Here is a 19,181-nt window from a genome sequence, read left to right as displayed (position 1 = left end):
CGTGCAAGGATGAGGGCCTGTCACCCACGCCGGTAACCTGATGAAGTTTCGAAGCAATCTCGCTCGCTCTGTAATAAGCCATACCAGCGCATTCGCTCCGGCAATATTTGCGGCAATTATTGCAGCAATCGTCGTCTGGGTCGCAACGAACTGGCGGCTGGAGCGATCGCTGGCCGATGAACGCTCGATCGTTGCCGGCGAGCTTGCCACCATATCCTCCCGGCTTCAGACGAACCTCAACAGCAATGTGAAGCTGTTGCAGGGGCTGGCGGCCGGCATCGCAGTCAATCCAGAAATGGGCCAAAACGGATTTTCCAAACTTGCCGCGCAGATCCTGCAGCCCGATTCACAATTGCGAAGCTTCGCCGCTGCGCCCGACATGGTGGTCAGGTGGGTTTATCCGGAGAAAGGAAACGAAAAGGCCATCGGGCTCGACTACCGAACCAATGAGAAGCAACGGGCTGCCGCGATGCTGGCGCGCAACACGCACAATATCGTTCTGACAGGCCCGGTGGAGCTTGTTCAAGGTGGAACCGCTTTTGTGGTCAGATGCCCGATCTACATCAACAACGGAACAAGCCAGGTCTTTTGGGGCCTGCTTTCCGGAATAGTCGACATACCAAAGCTTTATCAGGAAAGTGGCCTTGGTTCGGCCGAGCTTGAGATCGCCATCAGCACCGTCCCCGAGCCGAATTCGCCCACACAGGTTTTTTTCGGCAGCCTGGCAACCTTTTCCAGGAAGCCGGTCCAGACATCCGTTGACATGGTTTATGGCCGATGGACCCTCGCCGCACTGCCAAAGCAGGGATGGGGCCAAAATAGCGGGATCGGCATTTTTGAGTTCTACGCGAGCCTGTTGGCCTTATGTGTCGTTGCGCCGATTGTCTGGATCGGTTTTCTGACCAGATCACGCCAAAGAACGATCGAAAAGCTTCGCCTTCACAAGAAGAAGCTTGTTCGAGCACGGCAGAGGCTGGAGTACCTGTCACTGCATGACGCATTGACGGGGCTTCCCAATCGACGATTTGTCGACCGGATGATCTCGCAACCGCCGAGACCGCGTCCACAAGATTGCCTGATCCTCATTCATATCGACCTGGATCGATTTAAAGAGATCAACGACACCAAAGGGCATGCGGGCGGTGACGCGGTCTTGCAGGCAACGGCTTCGCGCCTTGCCGATTTGGCTGGTCCAAACGATGCAGCGGCTCGGATCGGTGGAGATGAGTTCATCTTCGCCAGTTGGAGTGCCGATCCCGAGCCGAAGGCAAACGCATTGGCCCGGAAAATTGTCGATACGCTCGATCAACCCCTCTTCATCGAGGGTGCGGCCTGTGTTGTCGGTGCAAGCGTCGGCGTCGCCTGGGAGACTGAAGGTGCTCTCGGGCGGGACCTCGGCCAATTGCTTCTCAATGCCGATTTGGCTCTGTACGAGGCGAAGAAGGCGGGCCGCGGCCGTGCGGCGGTTTTCACGGAAGAGCTTCGTAGCGCCGCGATCCATTCGAAAGAATTGGCGGACGAATTCACGCATGCGCTCGATCGCGATGAACTCGTTGCATTCTTCCAACCGCAGTTCGATGCAATCACATTGGACATTGCCGGCGTCGAGACACTTGCCCGTTGGGATCACCCGCAAAAAGGTCTGCTCGCCCCGGACAAATTTCTTGAGGCCGCGGAAAAGCTGGGGCGCACCGGCGACATGGATAGGCTGATCCTGCACAAGGCCCTGTTCGAGCTGACAAGATGGGACAGCCTGGGAATGCAAATTCCCCGTGTCTCGGTCAACATTTCAGCGCGTCGGCTAGCGCAGGCAAATCTACTTGCCGAGCTGGCCGAGCTTCCCATCGCGAAGGGTCGCCTATGTTTCGAGCTGCTCGAGACAATCTCCTTCAATGATCTTCAACCTGTTCTCAAGGAGATCATTCCAGCCGTCAAAAAGCTTGGCATCGAAATCGAGATCGACGACTTCGGCACCGAACATGCCAGTATCGTCAGTCTGCTGCGATTTGAGCCGCGACGCCTGAAGATCGACCGCGAAATTATCAAGCCGATTATCGCGTCTCCATCTCAGCGCCGTCTGGTCTCCTCCATCATCGAAATCGGCCGATCGCAGAACATCGACATCGTTGCAGAGGGCGTGGAGACAATGGAGCATGCGAAGATCCTGAAAGATCTCGGTTGCCATATCTTGCAAGGTTACGCTCTGGCACGACCAATGACCTCGGAGCAGTTGATTGAATTTTGCCGTATGAAGGACAAAGGAATGACAGAGGCAGGTCGGTAGCCAAACCCTGCATTCGGGGTATGACTATTTACCGTGCGTGTTTCCCGATTGTTTTGTGGCTGCCTTTTTCGATAGAGCGGATTTCAACTCAGCACAGCCGTATGTAAGTTCCGATTGGCCCCTATTGCTATTCAAGCTCCACCTCGGGAAAACGGCCGGACCGGCAGCAGGCGGAGCGGATGGCGGATGCAGCCCTCGTCCATGTCGGCCTGACCCTGGAAGAAGTGAAAGGCCGGTTTCCCCACGAACTATCGGGCGGCCAGCTCCAGCGCGTCGCCATTGCCCGCGCGCTGATCCCGCAACCCCGCCTGCTGGTGGCCGATGAACCGGTCTCCATGGTCGACGCATCGCTGCGCATGGCCATCGTCAATCTCTTCGGCCGCCTGAAAAACGAGTTCGGTCTCTCAATCGTCTACATCACCCACGACCTCGCCACCGCCTATTACATCAGCGACAACATTATCATCATGCGCAAAGGCGAAATCGTCGAGCGCGGACAGGCGCGGACCGTGTTGGATAATCCGCAGCATGAGTATTCGCGGGCGCTGAAGTATGCGGTGCTTGCGGCAGATTTTAGTGCGGCGGGGTGAGTACTGCGAGGGAAGAGGGCGAATGCCTGCGACTGTTAGCTCGACACTGGAACCAGGTCCGGCGGCTGGAGGAAAGTAATAAAACACTTCCACGTGTGATCTGCCACCTCGACGTCCAACGCACAAAATGCTATTAATCCGGTAATCGTCATACTAAGGGCAGTGTAATGATCCGAATGCTCAAGATTATATTCCTAGTAATACTTACATTCTTGTCTCCGCCTGATTTAATGGCAGGTCCGGGGGGCGATCCCTGTTGCTGCTATCATTGCAATTAACGGGGACTGCGCAATGAACCTAGACGTCGTCGCGTTTATACTGAGCGTTATTTCTGCGGTTGCAGCGGTTTTAGCTGTGCCGGCTTTACAGCCGTACTTACAGCGCGCTCCCAAAAACATCTATGAACCGATCACACGATATCGTGGGCGCACCATTACAATCTTCAGTGTTCTTACAGTTGCAGTTTTGGCTGTGTATATCTTCTTTTTTTACCCGTGTCCTTGGTACAAAGCGAATTCGCTTCAACTCGACGCATTGAGATATTTCGAGCAAAAGCAGTGGACTTCCGCAAGCCGAGCTGGCGAAATGCTTTGCGATTGCGGTGCCAAGTCGATCGGCTGGGACATCCAAGCCAAAAGCAAATACGCGATGCGCGACTACCGGGGGGCAATAGACGCATGGAATAAGGCAATAGAAGCCGATCCAGATAACGGTGCGACCAAGCGCGCTAACATCGCAGATGCTTCAATCTGGATTGACGACTATAAGACGGCTGTGGAGAGATATGGAGCGTTATATAAAGGCGATCCTGAGAACAGCCGCTATCGTTATGGCTACGGGCGTGCCTTGGTCTTTGACGGCGATTATTCAAACGCACTCGATATACTTCGCGGCGTGACTAATGATGATGGCGGCAGCTCTGGGCAGTCGCGCGTCTTTGAGGGAATCGCTCGGCTCGGGCTTTCATCGACGAGTGGTGTGGCAGCTGATAAAGGGAAACATTTAGAATCCGCGATTAAAAACCTCTGTTCCGCAATCCAGATCGAACCGCAGTGGCGAGAGTGGCTCTTTCCAGACACCAACTCCGATGTTGGCCACCTGCGGGTTTTCCGTGATCTTTTGGCTACAATTTCGCCGTTGTCATGCACCTGAGGCCCTTTACCTAAGAATCCTGTTGGAGCCAACGGTAGACATTCGACCCTCGCTGAACGGAGCTGAACCACGAGCTCTCGTCTAATTGGGCGCAACTTAGGGGATGACGGTGCATTGGATGGGTCAGAAAACGAGGATAAAACCGCCGTCCAAAAGCGTTTCGCTGATATCTCGGGTAGCGCAGGAACTCGCTCAGCAAACGACGAGGGTGCGCGATGCGCCGGCTGCCTGATTGGCGCGGGCGCGGCGACGCAGCCAATTATCCAGCCCGGGAACGCCGGAACTGAATTGGTGCCGACGGGCGATGCGGCAGCGGAATTCGAAGAGATGGCCGTGAAATCGATTGCCGCCAGGATGGTCAAAGACCTCGATATAAAACGCGCAATATCAATATCATCTGCCAGCATGTCAGCCTCAATCACTCTCCGATACCGGCACTTATCGAAGCTGGCCAGATCGACGAGCAACTCCTCTTTTTGCAGGAAAAGCTGCCGATCAGACTGGCCGAACTATCTTAGTGCCTCTCACATCAACGGGAGTCACAGGTCCCAATGTCGCAAGCAAGACATACGCTGAATTACGTATAAACTTCTGCATCCCAACAACAGATAAATATTTATGGAAGCCATCAGGCATGCCTGCACCAAATTGATTGACAGAAATTATTCGATGTGTTTCCCTTATTGGTAGAGTGCGTGATGGGAGGTATATATGCCAAATAGAATTAGGGGTCTTTCTTTCGATTGCCGAATTAATGGTTCTGCCGGACTTTCTAAGCTTTTTCTCGGTGTTCTTGGGATCGAATATCCGATTCCATTCGTCTCTGGCGGCGTACAACACTTCGATGTCTACAGCATGGCGGCTACAACAAAGCCAACCGCTGACAAATTGCTATACGATTACATCAATCGAACAGCAAATCGGGAAGAATGGGCTTACTCAGATGGCGTTCTGCCCGTATATCTCAGGTTTCAGCCAGACGTTGGTTTCCCTCTTGACCAAGCTGCAAGTGGCGTTCCGAGCGGAGCAATTTACAATAGTTATTGGGTTGAACTCGACGAACCCGTCGTCACGATCACCGGTCAAGAGAGCAATGTCGACGACAACGGCTCTGTGACATATTCGGACGAACCCGTCACATTCGTCGTTCCGGTCAATCCCCCTGCGATCAGAAAGGTTCGCCTTTCGGTTCAGGATGGATTGATGCTTTTTCTCGCTCGTATAAGGTAGGCACCGATGCTCCCGGTTCATATTACATATTTCAATGTTTCAGCCGAGCAAGAATGGAATAACAAGAAGGGAAGTTTCGTTGACCTTGCCTACGAGGTCGACATTCAGGATTTGCCGGAGCAGCTCAGAGCGTTTGACTACTTGGAGAATATCCTTTTCCGGATGGAGTGGAAGGAATTCCTCGATGGCGACGAATACTTGATTACAAGCCACGAACTGTCCCCTTTTCCTGAAAAAATCATATTGATCGGGAATGAAGACAAAATAGTTGGTCGAAGAAAATGCTTTCTCGATCGGGAGAAGTTCTTGGCTTGGGAAAGCAAGTTCTACAACCTTTCCAATCTCCTATGCCGCGTCTCGCTCACGCCCGTTCTGGCCTCAACGCGAAAGTCCATCGCGATGGATAGGCAGATAGGATATTACCGACTGATCGCAACCACAGAGGGCAGTCCGCCATTGTCGTCGGTAACTGACTCCGTCACGTATTGAATAATGGAAGATGGAAGCGAAGGTTGTCTCAATCTGAGGTTATAGCCGCTTCGGCCGTGCGCAAGTGGGGTTTATCTGATGGTTATATGTGGAGTTCGGCTGTGACGCTTACGATCACCTTCATCAAATTGGGCACAAATTCCGAGGGCGGTGTTTTAGGCGAGCTTACACTTCTGGACAATGCAACGGTCGTGAAGCGATCGACTGCATTTTCCGGCGGCAGGTCCTTTAATCCTTTGGACGACGGGCATTACCGTATGCGCCTGGATATTCGTGGCGGTGAAGATACGAACGAAGCGAATACCGACGGAACTTTAAAGCCGTTCTACGGCATTCAGCAAGTTAGTCGAGACGTCCAGGACCATCAAGGTACCCACTGGGACATGCAGGTTGAGTGGGGTACGATACGCGCGCGCTTGAACCCTACAGCCGGAGCTCCCGACCACGGGGACTACATCCATGGAAAGCATAGAGCAAGAGATTACACACATGGCTGCATATGTGATCGATCCGAGGTCATCTTGGATCACCTATGGAACTTAACATCACCACCAGCTGCGATCGATGTGTTTGTTTCTGGCGGCGCCAACGTCGACTTGGAGAGTGTCATAAGAAAGAATGTTGGGAAGAAGCTGGAATCCATCGAGAAGACTAAGCAAGCGGGGCCGAAAAAGTGACCGAATAAGTTTCGGTGCTCGGTAGGCTGCATTCCATCGGCGACCGCCGGACGTAAAAATTAGTGCGTTCGCAGGTCAAATCGTCGAGCGCGGGCGGTGTTGGACGATCCGCAGCATGCGTATTCGCGGGCGCTGAAGGATGCGGTACTGGCGGCGGATTTTAGTGGGGTGGGTGATTAGCGTGGGGAGATGCCGCGAATGGTTTAGCGGCTTTGTGGATAGTCTGCGGATCAATCCTGAAAGGGATCCCCGGTAAGAACGAGAACCGACAGATCGGCCTTTGATGATTTCAGGGCACCGACCTCGATAACATAGTGCTTCGGCTCCGCATAGGGGATCGCGACACCGGACATACTGTCAAGGGACAGCATTTTCATTTCAAAGCAAGCTAAAGCGCTGCCGACGGTAATCAGCTTGCTCGCAAGAGGCGTTACGACAAGGCGGCTTCCACCAATCACTGACAATGTATTACGAAAGCGCAACACGGCCTCTAGCAGTTGCCTGTAAACTTCGAACGGATGGCCCCTTCTGCGCACAGATGCGCCGCAAGGGGAGGCAGGAGTGCGCGGCGAACGTGCGCCTAAGCAAAATCGACAAGCGGTGTCAAGCCTTCAGCGCGCTCTTCAGATCATACCATGACCGGGTCAAACCATCGGATCGGTCGTCAAAGTTTCAATTGACCGTTTCCGATGGCGAGGCGACACTCGCAACCTGCAGCGAGGCAGGAGGAAAAACGATGGACGACACAGACCGCTGGCGCGACATGGCAAGCGCACCGAGAGACGGTAGCCGGATCCTCGTCACGATTCGCCCGTCCGAACAGGGGCCGGCGGAAGTTGACCTCGCCTATTGGTCGCATGGCGATCAGTTCGCTGGAGAAGGCTGGCGCGCCTCTGATTCCTCGCCAGGGCACATCATCGAATATGCCGAGCCGGAATTGAAGTGTTGGATGCCGATGCCCTCGGCCAATCGCACCTCGATGCCCTCCCCTTGGGAAGGCGACGATGACCAGGAGCTCTACGGGTCGGGGATTTAGGAGATCGCGCGCAGTAGCATAGGTTCCTGCCTCAGCGAACAAGTCCAGATTGCCGTCAGCCACGACTGCGGCGCGTCGAAGTCGACTGATCACATTGAGGTTCAACCGTATAGATCTTTGTTTTTATGCATGTCGTTGTCCCGGAACCGCTGCACACTTCCGGGCGACATGCATTAGGCACTTAGGCTGCGCGCACCCTGTCCCGGCCGCTTAACTTGGCCGCATAGAGTGCTTGATCGGCGCGTCGATAAAGGTCGGACGCGCTGTCTGACGGGGCACAAGCGGCAATGCCGGCAGAACAGGTGTAGCTGAAGTCGGGAGATTCAGGCAGAGGCCGAGAGAACCGGATCACCGTCAGCATGCACTCGACGATGGCAATGGCGTCTTCCGGCCCGGTTGCCGGCATCACGAGCAGGAACTCTTCTCCGCCGACCCGCCCAAAACAATCGTTGCGGCGAACATTCTGATGAATGCGATGGGCAAAATCGCGCAGGACGACATCCCCGGCATGGTGACCAAGCCGATCGTTGATGTGTTTGAAATTGTCGATGTCGAAGACCGCAAGGCATCCGTTGTTTCCGTGCTCAGCGGCTGCCAGCATGTCATCGACGCGTGCCATCACAAAGCGGCGGTTGGCGACACCCGTTAGTTCGTCGGTGTAAGACGCCTTGATCGCCTGATCGCGATCTTGCCGGACAGTCCTGCCATGGGCTCGCAGACTGGTGATGTCGCTTGCAATGCACATCATCCAACCGTTCTTCTGGACCGCCTCGGTCATCCAAAACCATCGGCCATCGTAGAGGTCCGTCTCGAAAGCGCGATAGCCGATCTTGCCGCGGCGTGACTGTGTCGACCGCAGCCACTCGTCGAAATTGCTCGTCTGAATGACGGTGCCGCGCCGCAGCTCAAAATTGCGCCGCATGAGATCCGGCCAGAGTGGCGTTTCATCCGGCTCGATGAAATAGACCGAACGAAAGGCGCCGTTGGCGTATCGTAGCCGGTCATGACTATCGTAGACCGCAATCAGCGTTTCGGTGCGTGCGGAAAGGTGCAGCAGCTGTTCGAATATCTCGTCCATACCGAACCCCGTCTGGTTGCCTTGGGATGAGATGGCGCAGAAACCCTATGAGAAAAGAGCCAGTCAGCAAGCAAAGCGCCTGCAGTGATTACGGAAACGTCAACGAGATGCCGTTTTCAATCGTGATTGGACATCAGCTGCGACCTGAGAGACGCTATTTTCGGGAGGCGGACCATCTATTTTTCCGGAGATAGGAGGCCGAAATGGAACAGTACGCACTCGATCAGTTGAAAACCATCGCCAAGGTCAGCCCGACCTGCAAGCGCCTGGAAATAACGCGGCGCGAACGGCTTGAACGCTGGGCCGAAAGTCTGGAACGCAGCCCCAGGCCGTTTCTCAAGACCCTGCACGAAACCGAATATCAGCCGATGGCCGATCGGCTTGCTCTGAGAGATGACGGCACCCCGATCTCCGTTGCATTCGCTGATCCCATTCTGCGCGCGGCAGGAATGGAAAATGACAGCTATGGCGAAGCCAAACGCTTCTTCGAACTCAGTGATGAGCAATTGCATGATCTTGTCTGCTTCTGCCATTTCGGTGAACGCGTCAGCGCGGCAGTCGTCGCTCGCCGTTTGCGGAAGATGTCAGGCACCAAACCAGACGGGTTTTTCGCTCAGCTTCGTGCGTGGTTTGCCTGATTGAGGCCAAAGGCCACCATCTGACGTGCTGGTCGGGGATGCATCGATCCCCGTCGGCCTGTCGTGGGTGGCACAAACAGGCCGCACAGGCCATGGTCACGGCCTCCATTGGGCAGTGGCCGACACTCCAACGACCATTATGCCGATTGCAGATCATGCGCTTTCCGCAGCCGACGTGACAAATACAGAGGCTAGAGCGTTTCCGTTTTTCTCCGAATCACGGAAATGCTCTATCTCTTTGTTTTTGCGAAATTCCGGACGCAAAGCCGCTGCCCACTTTTGCTGGAATTGCTCTAGGTTCCGTGCGACAGTTGGGCTTTAAGCCTCAATATTGTCGAGCATCGAATTCTTCAATCGTTTCCGGGTCCTGCTTATATTCCCATTGCACACCGTTCAGCCGGCGCCAGATTTGTCCCGATGGGTTTCGGGCGGCGCCATCGACGAGTGGCACCGGGAGGAGTGTCTCGTGCTTGTGCCAGAGTGTGACGTCAGTGACGTTGGCCAGCTTAGGCTTCCGGAACAGGTTGAAAAGAAGTGCGAAGTCCATTGGCCGATTTTTCTCCAACGGATTCGACTATAGGGACATTTTGGGTACTTTCAAGTACCCAAAATTTTAGGAACCCGCCGCGTGGAAAATATTGGACCCTTACCAAGTACGCCAACAATGCAAGAATCGGGTGCGTTCCAGTTTCTGTCACGATTCCTCGGCATCGAGAAAATAAAGAACGAGGACTACCGATAGGTGACCGGCATCAGGTCAAGACTGTTGAGAATTCCTCTTACAGCTTTCGGCAGGTAGGCCGTCAATGGCGACAAATTGATGCGCGGTATCCGTCGATCGATGAACCCTTGGCAGCCGATGAACGCCGAAAGCCGCTATTCCAGCCTGTCATCGAAACTTTGGCATTGCTGCCCGAGAAGCAGTCGAGGTGCCGGCCGCGAAAATGTCTGGCGACCATCCTTCCAGCCCGTCACTGCGGGTGAAAGCCTGGCCACGGCGTCAGCGCCGGAGATCGCATCGAACAGAACGAGCGTGGCGGGACCTCCGATTTCAAGCCGGTACTGTTTCAGCCCCACAAGCCGGGCAGCGTTAATCGTTATCATATCGAACACCGCTTCAAGGCCACTGGCGGTGCCGATCTGCGCGACATTTGCATAGAGATTAGCCATGCGGATGAGGCTGACATCGCCGAAGGGGGTGAACGGATTGAGGACGTTGTTGGTCGAAAGCGTCGTGACGACGCCGAGTTCCGCCAGCCGATGCGCCGGCGTAACGCCGCGCGGAACAAGATGGGTTACCGCCCGCCCCGTCAGAAACAGATCCGTTGCCGGCAACACCGTCACGGCAATGCCGGCTTGCGCCAGACCACGGCCAACGGCCTCGAATGCCTCCGGCGGCAGGGCAGACAGCTTCGTCACATGACCGACCGATACGCGCTCCTGGTAGCCACGCACCAGAGTTTCAGCGATCACCAGGGGAAGATTGGATCCAGCCGGATCGAGATCGAAGTCCAGATGGAAATCGACCGGCACGCCGTAACGCTCGCCAAGATCGAAGATCCTGCGGATATGGTCGTCCGGGTTCGGATCGGTGTAGGGGCATCCGCCGACGAGATCCGCGCCGGACGCCAATGCCGTGTCCAGCATTTCCTCCGTACCCGGATCGTTGGTCAGCCCTTCCTGGGCGAAGGCGCAGATTTCGATGTCGATGGCGGCGGCGTAGTCGGCACGCAGCCGCTTGATGGCGTCAAAGGACCGGAACCCGGCGCGCCCGTCGATCTCCACGAATGTGCGCAGCCGGTTCGTGCCGTTGAGGATCGCCTGCTCTATGATCCCGGCAGAGCGCGCGTAAACATCCTCCTCGGTGAAGGCAGCTTTTGCCTTCGACGTCTCGCTGACGGCTTCAGCCAGCGTTCCCGTGCAGAGCACGCATCGACTGATAATCCCAGCCTTGTCGAGATGGATATGCGTTTCGATCAAACCCCCGCTGATCAACCGGCCGCGGGCATCGTACTCCGGCGCATCGCAAACGAAACGGGGCGCCATCGCAGCAATACGGCCATTCGCGAACGCGATATCCGTAAAGCCATCGGACCCCGGCAGAAATGCATTGCGGATCACGAGATCGATGGCCATGCTTGTCTCCTGGGCGTGTATTGGTGACACGTTGAAAACCGGTTTTGCCCAAAAGACAAGCCTTGGAAGAAAGAACGCATGACGCCGAACGAACCAGCGACCAATGGACCCGGATTTGCGCAGGGACGAGGTGGCATGGTGACGAGCCCGCATGCGCTGGCGAGCGAATCCGGCGCTCGTATTCTGCGGGATGGCGGAAATGCACTCGACGCCGCGATCGCCATCGGCGCGACGATTGCGGTGGTTTATCCGCATTTCTGTGGTCTTGGCGGCGACGCTGTCTGGATCGTCGCAGATGAAGAGGGCCGAAAGGACTGCTTCCTCCCGCGTGGCGAGGGGGTCGCATTGCTCGTGGAGCAGACGTGATGACTTACATTGGAGTAGCACCGGACACGGTAGTGGGCGCGAATTCCCCGTGCGGGAATACTTCCAAATCGGGCGGTCGTCTGCCCGACAACTTTCGATGCTCTTGATCGGAGTTATTGCAGGCACGACCAGCGAGCTCCCCGGCTGGCATGAAATATGCCTCTTCTCAAGCTTGTTGCACCGTTCGACAAGGGAAGGCTGATCATGATGCGACAGGCGAATGGGATGATGGATGTGCGTCTGATGCGCACGCTCCTGACCTTGCTGACGGAATGCAGCGTTTCGAAAACCGCCGACATTCTCGGGCAGGCCCAGCCGACGGTCAGCCTGACGCTGAAACGGTTGCGGGAAATGCTGGACGATCCGCTTCTGGTCAGATCAGGAGGGGCGCTGGTACCAACGGAGCGAGGTCTCGCCCTGAAGGAGACGTTGCGCGACATTCTCGGCCAGATCGACGCGCATCTGTCGCCTCACGCCACCTTCGACCCGGACAATGCGACGCGAAACTTCCGCATCATCGCGGACAATTGCCTCGGAGCCGTGTTTCTGCCTCAGCTGGTCGGAAAAATTGCACAAAAGGCACCCCATGTCGGCGTCGATGCGTCCCACATGCCGAGCTATGATGACCTTATCAGCCAGCTTGCGGACGGGTCCATCGATGCGGTCATCGGCAATTGGCCCCATCCGCCGGAGTATCTGCGGATGTCTCCCCTGTTAACGACCGACATTGTCTGCGTCGTCCGCCCGAACCATAGACTGGCAAGTCAACGTGAACCGATCTCGATGGGCGAGTTCCTGAAGGAAAAGCATCTTTCTCCGACGTCCGACAAGCGGGCCCATCTCAGCCCGATCGACGGGCGGCTGATCGAACTCGGGCTCAAGCGCAACATCGCTGTATCCGTGCCAGAATATGCGATCACGCCCTACGTGCTGACACAATCGGACCTCGTGTTCACGACGGGGCGGATTTTTGCCGAGCAAATCGCTCAGGCCTTTCCACTCGTCGTTCTGGAGGCGCCGCGCGAGCTCGGACAGATGCAGTTCTACATGCTCTGGCATGAGTGCAAGCACCAGTCTCCCGATCACGTCTGGCTCAGGCAGATGATCAAGTCGGTTGCGGCCGGCGTCCGCGTCTGCGATCCGACGGAGTCGGTACCGATCACATTCCTGCGGTCCGGCGCGCCGATCTTCGTTTAAACCAATCTCGCCGGATCGCGGCAGAGGTCTCCCGGCTTTTGCGCAGTGCAATATAGTCTATTTGGGTTCGGTTATAGGCTTTCCTGTCCAAACAAACGACATTGGTCGCAGTTCACTCGCAACCAGATGAGGGCATGATGGCAGGTTCAGGAGTTAGCCGACGTGAAGTGCTTGCAGGGATCGCCGCCGGCGCGGCGGCGGGGATGTTCGGTTCACTGAGCAGTGCCAAAGCTGCCGTTTCCGAAATGGTCTGGGCGACCTGGGATTCCAACGGGCACCCTGAATACATTGCGGCCTTCGAGGCGCAGACCGGCGTCAAGGTAAAGCTGTCCTATCTTTCCAGCGAGGACGCGCAGTTCGCGGCGCTCAAAACCGGCACGGCTTCCGACTGGGACATGATCAATCCGTCGCTGAATGGAAGCTGGCGCTACATCAAAGCAGGCCTGCTCGAAGAAATCGACATGGCGAAGATCCCCAACGCCGCCAAGATGTACGACGTCTTCAAGACCACGCCCAAGGTTCTCGATGCCTCGGGCAAGCAGTTCGCGGTTCCCTATCTCTGGGGCCTCAATCCAATCGTATACCGAAAGGACAAGTTCGAGAGCGAGCCTGATTACACGACGTTGTTCAACGAGAAATACAAGGGCCAGCTCGCCATGCGCGACTATGCGCTGGAATCCATTGGCATCGCCGGTCTGGTCGCCGGCGTGCCGCGCGACAAGGTCTTTCTCATGGAGACCAAGGAGCTGGCGGAAGCCAAGAAGCTTTTGGTTGCGCAAAAGCCGCTGCTGCGCACCTATTGGCAGACGATCGGCGATCTCACCAATCTGTTTGCCACCGGCGAGGTTTCCTGCGCGTTTTCGTGGCGGGTTCCCTATGATGCGTTGAAAGACAAGCTGGCGATGGGGATGGCCAAGCCGAAAGCCGGCATTATGGGCTGGTGCGACTGCTTTGCCATGCCGGCCACGCTGTCTGCGGAAAAGAGCGAGATCGGCTACAAGTTCATCGATTATCTGCTTGGGGCGGAATTCGCGACCCAGATCGCTAAAATCGGCAACTATGCGACCACGTCCTCGATCATCCGCGACGAATTGTCGAAGGAGCAGCAGGCAGCGATCTTCGTCGACGACATGGATGTCATGAAGTCGTTCATGTGGCCGGTCGCCCCGGAGAATTATTCCGAGTGGCTGAAGATCTGGAATGAAGTCAAGGCAAGCTGATCATGACGACGACGCCTGACATGGCGGCCGATCCGTCAAGATCCGGGCTTTTGCTTTCGGCGCGCGGTCTGACCAAGAATTACGGCAAGGACCGCGCGGTCGATAGCGTCGATCTCGATATTCCCGAAAGGGCTTTCACTACCTTTCTCGGCCCTTCCGGATGCGGCAAGACCACGATCTTGCGCATGATCGCCGGTTTCGAGACGCCGGACGCGGGATCGATCGTGCTTGACGGACGGTCGCTTTCTGGCGTTCCGCCGGAGCGACGTCCGGTCAACACCGTATTCCAGAGCTACGCGCTGTTTCCGCACCTCACCGTATTCGGAAATGTCGCGTTCTCGCTGACACTGCGGCGCCACAGCAATGTCGATGTGGCCGCGCGCGTCAAAAGGGCTCTGGATGCCGTGCATATGGCGGAGTTCGGCGATCGGTATCCACACCAGCTCTCTGGCGGCCAGCAGCAGCGGGTCGCGGTGGCCCGCGCCATCATCGCCGAGCCGCATCTGCTGCTTCTCGACGAACCCTTGTCTGCACTGGACAAAAAGATGCGCGGGCATTTGCAAATCGAACTGAAGGATTTGCAGCGGCGTCTCGGTATTGCCTTCGTCTACGTCACGCATGATCAGGAAGAGGCCTTTGCGCTCTCCGACATCGTCGTTGTCATGAACAAGGGGCGCATCGTTCAAAGGGCTGCGCCGCTGACAATCTATGCCCGTCCTGCCAACGCTTTCGTTGCCGACTTCATCGGCGCGGCGACACTCATTCCAGGCGAAATCGTCGATGGCGGCGGGGCCTGCGGATCGGCTGCGATCGATACGGCCATCTCTACCGTGCAATGCCCGGCAGTGGAGGGATTGGCGAAAGGGGATAAGGCAGTGCTCGCCATTCGGCCGGAGCATGTCCGTATTGGCACGGATGGCCTGAACGCGACGATCCGGCATGTGGTGTTCAAAGGAGATCGCTACCTTGTCGAGGCCGAGGTTAACGGTGTCATTTTGCGGTTCATGGCGGATAACCCGCTTTCGCCTGGCGCGAATGTCGGGCTCGTCGTCGATCAGGACCGCGCCTTCATCACGAGGATCGACTGATGGCTTCGGTTCTTCACCGGGCACATCTCGCGGTGCCAGTCGCCTTTATTTTAATCCTCGGATGCGTTCTACCGCTTGCCGTGCTCTTGGTTTTCAGCGTCTTTGAGGTGGATCTCGATGCCTTCACGCTCGTTCCGGCCTTTTCCGGACAGAGTTGGACTCAGATGTTTACCAATCCGGTCTTCACCTTTCTGATCGGGAAGTCGGTCGTCTCGGGCGCGGGCACGGCTTTACTGGCGGCTTTGATCGGATACCCGATCGCCGTCTCGATGACGCGGCTGCCCGTTCTCTGGAAAGGCATCGGCAGCATCGTCCTTTTGACGCCGCTCTATACCGGCGAGATCGTCCGGATATATGCCTGGCGGGTCGTTCTCGGCTCCGAAGGACTGGTCAACGCCGCTCTGAAATGGTTGGGCGTGATCGATGAGCCGGTGAAATTCCTGCTGTTTTCGCCGTTCACCACGCATCTCGTGCTTCTCTACAACAATTTGCCCTTCATGGTGCTGGCCATCTGGATATCGGCGGAATTGATCGACAAACGGTTGATCGAAGCCGCACGGGATCTCGGGGCTCGCCCGATAGACGCGTTCTTCAAGGTCATCTTGCCTTTGACCACGCCCGGACTGGCTGTCGGCGTCTTTACGGTCTTTGCACTCGCCGCCGGCGACATGATGACGCCGAGCCTTTTGGGCGGGACGTCGGGCGCGACGCCGATGGCGATGATCGACAACCTGTTCGGGACGGCGTTCGATTGGCCGCTGGCCTCCGCGTTATCCCTGAGCCTTCTCGTCATTCTGTTCGCCTTCGCCACCGGGTTTGTGACCATCCTGCTTCGGTTCGATGGCGCCCGCGCGGTCTTTCGACGGGGGGCACCATGAGCCGCCTGGTCATCCTCACGCTCGGTCTTGCCGTGTGTTTCTTCTATTTGCCGATCGTCGTTCTCGGAATTTTTTCCTTCAACGCAGCAAGCACGATGGCCTTCCCGTTGAGCGGTTTTACCCTCTCCTGGTATGCCGATCTTTTCGGCAACGAAGCGTTTCTGGGCGGCTTCGTCACCAGTTTTCTGATTGCACAGCCCGTCGGTCTGCTCGGCGCGCTGATTGGGTTGATGGCAGCATTGGCGGTGACGTCGCCACGCATGAAGTTCCGCGCAGCATTCGCCATCCTTGTCCTCGTGCCCTTTCTGGTGCCGAAGACGGTGCTTTCCATTGCGCAGGCCATGCTTATGAGCTGGGTGGGATTGGGCCGTGGGGCAACCGCGCTCATATTGGCGCAGACTTTGGTCGTCATTCCCTTCACCACTACAATCCTTGCCGCGGTGATGGTCCGGCTCGACCCGCGACTTGAGGAGGCGGCGCGGGATCTCGGCGCCACCCCATGGCAGAGTTTCCGGCGCGTTCTGCTGCCGCAGTTGAGCGTCGCGCTAAGTGCCGCCTATTCCATCGGGGTCATCCTGTCGCTGGCCGATCTGACCATTTCCATGTTCCTCGCCGGCCGCACGCAGCCCCTGTCGCTGATCGTCGCATCGGAATTCCGGCGCGAGCTGAAGCCCGACCTCAATGCCATGCAGGTGGCCGTCCTCGTGTTGACGGTCCTGATCGTGGCGCTGACCGAAATCAATCGCCGACGCCGCCTGCGCGGACGTATGGCCCATATACGAGATGACCTATGATGATTGCCCCAATCGATGCGCCGCGCGTGACGCTTGATGACCTGAAGCAGGCAGCCCTTGCCGATCTTGCCGCCCTCGGCTACCCGAGCGCAGCATGGCTCAGCGACCTGCCGAGACCAGACGCGGCTGACATCGCCGATGCGATCATCGTCGGTGGTGGCCAGTCAGGCGTCACGATCGCAGCAGCCCTGAAATGGGACGGGCTCCGGCACATCCGCGTCCTGGACAGCGGAGCGCCGGGCGCTGAGGGGCCATGGCTGACCTTTGCCCGCATGGAGGAATTGCGCACCCCGAAGACCCAGGTCGGCAACGAGTTCAACGTCGTCAATCTCTCCATCCGCCGCTGGTTCGAAACGCGCTATGGGCAGCAGGCCTGGACGGATCTGCCCCGCATTCCGCGAACAGACTGGAAGGCCTATCTCGACTGGTATGCCGACGTTTTCGAGATCGCCATCACCAATCATTGCGACGTCCTGGACGTCGCGCCGGAGGGCGATCTGATCGCGGTCACGACCCGCATCGGAGGCAGGATTGAAAAATCTCTGGCACGAACCGTGGTGCTGGCCACCGGGTATGATGGCGCCGGCGCATGGCGGGTGCCGCCCTTTGTGTCAGAAGCACTGGCGCCCGAAAAGTTCGATCACACGAACGGTCCCGTCGATTTCGACGCTTTGAAAGGATTGCGCGTCGGCGTTCTCGGCCATGGCGCCTCTGCGTTCGACAATGCGATCAAGGCGCTGGAAGCCGGTGCTGCCTCCGTCGATCTCTGCTTCCGGCGCGCGCGCCTGCCGCGCACCAATCCCCACCGCGCGGTCGAGACGCCCGGCATGATGACGCATTACCCTGAGCTTTCCGAGACCACACGCTGGGATATCGCCCGGTTCTTTCGCAGCGTCGATCAGCCGCCGCCGGTGCGCAGTTTCGAGACCGCAATGCGCCTTGAAAATTTCAAGCTTCGTCCCGCAACACCATGGCTGGAGGTCTCTCAACAGCCAGATGCGATCCGCGTCACCACCCCGGACGGTATTCTGGAGTTCGATCACCTGCTTCTTGCAACGGGGATGGATGTCGATCTCGCCGCCAGGCCTGAACTCAAAACCATTCATGACAAGGTCGCGCTTTGGGGCGAACGTTACACGCCGCAAGACGGCCGCGCGGATGCCCGGCTGGCACGGTTTCCCTATCTCGACGGATTCTACGGCTTCATCCCGAAAGATCCGGATGAGACGTGGGTCAGCCGGGTATTTGCCTTCAACAGCAGCAGTTTCGTCAGCCACGGTCCGCACTCGACGTCGATCAGTGGGCACAAGCATGCCATTCCACGGCTCGTGCGCGGCGTCCTGCGCCGGCTGCTGCTCGATCGGGAAGCGGTCATCCTGCCGGAACTGGCATCTTATGTCTCACCGGATCTGCCGATCGCCGACGACTTCGAGATCGTGATAGCCAAGGCCAATCGGCAATCGGCAAGCTCGCAAGATACCGGCAAGCCGGCCATGCGGAGTGGCGCATGACGCATTCCTTTTACTGGGCCGATTATTCGACCGCGGATTTTGCGTCCCGCGACCTGAGCGAGACCGTCGTCATCCTGCCGATTGCGGCTGTCGAGCAGCATGGCCCCCATCTTCCCGTACAGGTTGACGCCGCCATCAACGCAGCCATCATCGATCGGATGGTGCCGTTGTTTGACGCAAACGCGGACGTCCTCATCCTGCCGGCATTCGGTGTCGGCAAGTCAGATGAGCACCTCGCCTATCCGGGGACGCTGACCATATCGGCGCAAACCCTGCGGCTCGTCTGGCTCGATATGGCCAGAAGCGTGAAGCGGGCCGGCGTCCGAAAGATGATCCTGTTCAATTCTCATGGCGGGCAGATCTCGCTGATGGAGATGACCTGCCGCGATATCCGTGTCGAACTTGGCATGCTGGCGGTCGCCTGCTCCTGGTTCAGGATCGCGCCGGTCGACGATCTGTTTTCGTCCGCGGAAATCGTTCACGGCATTCACGGCGGCGATATCGAAACCAGCATGATGCTGGCCATCGCGCCGGAGCTGGTCGCCATGGACAAGGCCGAAGATTTCGTGCCGCTGACCGTCGACATCGAGCAGTCCGGCAGTCCGTTGACGGCGGAAGGCGCGGTCGGCTTTGGCTGGCAGGCCCAGGACCTTCATCCCGCAGGCGTTAGCGGAAATGCCGCCAATGCCGACGCCGTCAAAGGCGCGCTGGTGCTTGACCGGGCCGCGGCAGGTTTGGTGCGCCTCATCGAGGCGACGCGCAAATTCGACATGAAGAGGCTCACCTCCGAAACCCGCTTTTCGGTCATGAGATAAGC

General features: G+C 57.3%; 18 protein-coding genes and 3 pseudogenes. 17 read left to right on the top strand and 4 right to left on the bottom strand.

Annotated elements, in window-relative coordinates:
- The first annotated feature begins 40 nt into the window (after window positions 1–40).
- The 7 genes and pseudogenes from RLCC275e_RS28845 to RLCC275e_RS34435 all read left to right on the top strand — a co-directional run.
- Entirely contained in the window at window positions 41–2,284 is a 2,244-nt protein-coding gene (locus RLCC275e_RS28845; protein WP_033183706.1) for a bifunctional diguanylate cyclase/phosphodiesterase, read from the top strand.
- A 137-nt stretch (window positions 2,285–2,421) separates the two neighbouring features.
- Window positions 2,422–2,874: pseudogene (locus RLCC275e_RS28840) on the top strand (ATP-binding cassette domain-containing protein); the annotation flags it as partial.
- A 291-nt stretch (window positions 2,875–3,165) separates the two neighbouring features.
- Complete coding sequence (locus tag RLCC275e_RS28835) at window positions 3,166–4,026, top strand: tetratricopeptide repeat protein (protein ID WP_033183707.1); 861 nt, start codon at window positions 3,166–3,168, stop codon at window positions 4,024–4,026.
- Between the two features lie 711 nt (window positions 4,027–4,737).
- On the top strand, window positions 4,738–5,256 hold the full coding sequence (locus tag RLCC275e_RS28830) for a hypothetical protein (protein ID WP_141653429.1): 519 nt from the start codon (window positions 4,738–4,740) through the stop codon (window positions 5,254–5,256).
- 6 nt (window positions 5,257–5,262) lie between these two features.
- Window positions 5,263–5,745, top strand: coding sequence for a hypothetical protein (locus tag RLCC275e_RS28825; protein ID WP_033183709.1), 483 nt, complete (start codon window positions 5,263–5,265; stop codon window positions 5,743–5,745).
- A 101-nt stretch (window positions 5,746–5,846) separates the two neighbouring features.
- Entirely contained in the window at window positions 5,847–6,422 is a 576-nt protein-coding gene (locus RLCC275e_RS28820) for a hypothetical protein (RefSeq protein WP_141653430.1), read from the top strand.
- Window positions 6,423–6,506: 84 nt separating this feature from the next.
- Window positions 6,507–6,602: pseudogene (locus RLCC275e_RS34435) on the top strand (ABC transporter ATP-binding protein); the annotation flags it as partial.
- A gap of 50 nt (window positions 6,603–6,652) precedes the next feature.
- Here RLCC275e_RS34435 and RLCC275e_RS28815 read toward each other — a convergent pair.
- Window positions 6,653–6,904 (bottom strand): hypothetical protein, encoded by a 252-nt coding sequence (locus tag RLCC275e_RS28815; protein ID WP_141653431.1) that lies wholly within the window; start codon window positions 6,902–6,904, stop codon window positions 6,653–6,655.
- Window positions 6,905–7,158: 254 nt separating this feature from the next.
- On the opposite strand from RLCC275e_RS28815, the gene RLCC275e_RS28810 reads away from it, so the two are divergent.
- Window positions 7,159–7,458, top strand: a complete 300-nt coding sequence (locus RLCC275e_RS28810) for a hypothetical protein (protein ID WP_033183711.1) — start codon at window positions 7,159–7,161, stop codon at window positions 7,456–7,458.
- 181 nt (window positions 7,459–7,639) lie between these two features.
- On the opposite strand, the gene RLCC275e_RS28805 is transcribed toward RLCC275e_RS28810, so the two are convergent.
- Entirely contained in the window at window positions 7,640–8,536 is an 897-nt protein-coding gene (locus tag RLCC275e_RS28805) for a GGDEF domain-containing protein (protein ID WP_033183712.1), read from the bottom strand.
- A gap of 203 nt (window positions 8,537–8,739) precedes the next feature.
- Here RLCC275e_RS28805 and RLCC275e_RS28800 point away from each other — a divergent pair, with 203 nt between their 5' ends.
- Complete coding sequence (locus tag RLCC275e_RS28800; RefSeq protein WP_033183713.1) at window positions 8,740–9,174, top strand: hypothetical protein; 435 nt, start codon at window positions 8,740–8,742, stop codon at window positions 9,172–9,174.
- Between the two features lie 325 nt (window positions 9,175–9,499).
- Here RLCC275e_RS28800 and RLCC275e_RS28795 read toward each other — a convergent pair whose 3' ends face one another.
- Window positions 9,500–9,721, bottom strand: coding sequence for a hypothetical protein (locus RLCC275e_RS28795; protein WP_033183714.1), 222 nt, complete (start codon window positions 9,719–9,721; stop codon window positions 9,500–9,502).
- Between the two features lie 329 nt (window positions 9,722–10,050).
- Entirely contained in the window at window positions 10,051–11,310 is a 1,260-nt protein-coding gene (locus RLCC275e_RS28790) for an amidohydrolase family protein (protein WP_033183715.1), read from the bottom strand.
- A gap of 135 nt (window positions 11,311–11,445) precedes the next feature.
- On the opposite strand from RLCC275e_RS28790, the pseudogene RLCC275e_RS28785 reads away from it, so the two are divergent.
- From RLCC275e_RS28785 to RLCC275e_RS28750, 8 genes and pseudogenes are all read left to right on the top strand, one after another.
- A pseudogene (locus tag RLCC275e_RS28785) lies at window positions 11,446–11,646 on the top strand (gamma-glutamyltransferase); the annotation flags it as partial.
- Window positions 11,647–11,832: 186 nt separating this feature from the next.
- Window positions 11,833–12,873 (top strand): LysR family transcriptional regulator, encoded by a 1,041-nt coding sequence (locus tag RLCC275e_RS28780; protein WP_033183717.1) that lies wholly within the window; start codon window positions 11,833–11,835, stop codon window positions 12,871–12,873.
- 137 nt (window positions 12,874–13,010) lie between these two features.
- Window positions 13,011–14,093, top strand: coding sequence for an ABC transporter substrate-binding protein (locus tag RLCC275e_RS28775; protein ID WP_245483585.1), 1,083 nt, complete (start codon window positions 13,011–13,013; stop codon window positions 14,091–14,093).
- Window positions 14,094–14,095: 2 nt separating this feature from the next.
- Window positions 14,096–15,181: an ABC transporter ATP-binding protein gene (locus RLCC275e_RS28770; RefSeq protein ID WP_033183719.1), complete on the top strand. Its 1,086-nt coding sequence runs from the start codon at window positions 14,096–14,098 to the stop codon at window positions 15,179–15,181.
- On the top strand, window positions 15,181–16,059 hold the full coding sequence (locus RLCC275e_RS28765) for an ABC transporter permease (protein ID WP_033183720.1): 879 nt from the start codon (window positions 15,181–15,183) through the stop codon (window positions 16,057–16,059). The genes RLCC275e_RS28770 and RLCC275e_RS28765 overlap by 1 nt, the downstream gene beginning before the upstream one ends.
- Window positions 16,056–16,853 (top strand): ABC transporter permease, encoded by a 798-nt coding sequence (locus tag RLCC275e_RS28760; protein WP_033183721.1) that lies wholly within the window; start codon window positions 16,056–16,058, stop codon window positions 16,851–16,853. The genes RLCC275e_RS28765 and RLCC275e_RS28760 overlap by 4 nt, the downstream gene beginning before the upstream one ends.
- Window positions 16,850–18,364: an NAD(P)-binding domain-containing protein gene (locus RLCC275e_RS28755; RefSeq protein WP_033183722.1), complete on the top strand. Its 1,515-nt coding sequence runs from the start codon at window positions 16,850–16,852 to the stop codon at window positions 18,362–18,364. Before RLCC275e_RS28760 ends, RLCC275e_RS28755 begins: the two co-directional genes overlap by 4 nt.
- Window positions 18,361–19,179 (top strand): creatininase family protein, encoded by an 819-nt coding sequence (locus RLCC275e_RS28750; RefSeq protein WP_033183723.1) that lies wholly within the window; start codon window positions 18,361–18,363, stop codon window positions 19,177–19,179. The genes RLCC275e_RS28755 and RLCC275e_RS28750 overlap by 4 nt, the downstream gene beginning before the upstream one ends.
- The last annotated feature ends 2 nt before the right edge of the window (window positions 19,180–19,181 follow it).

Origin of the sequence: Rhizobium brockwellii (genome assembly GCF_000769405.2) — a bacterium.
Classification (GTDB): domain Bacteria; phylum Pseudomonadota; class Alphaproteobacteria; order Rhizobiales; family Rhizobiaceae; genus Rhizobium; species Rhizobium brockwellii.
Note: the sequence above shows the minus strand (reverse complement) of the source record. Positions and strands in the feature narration are given on the sequence as shown.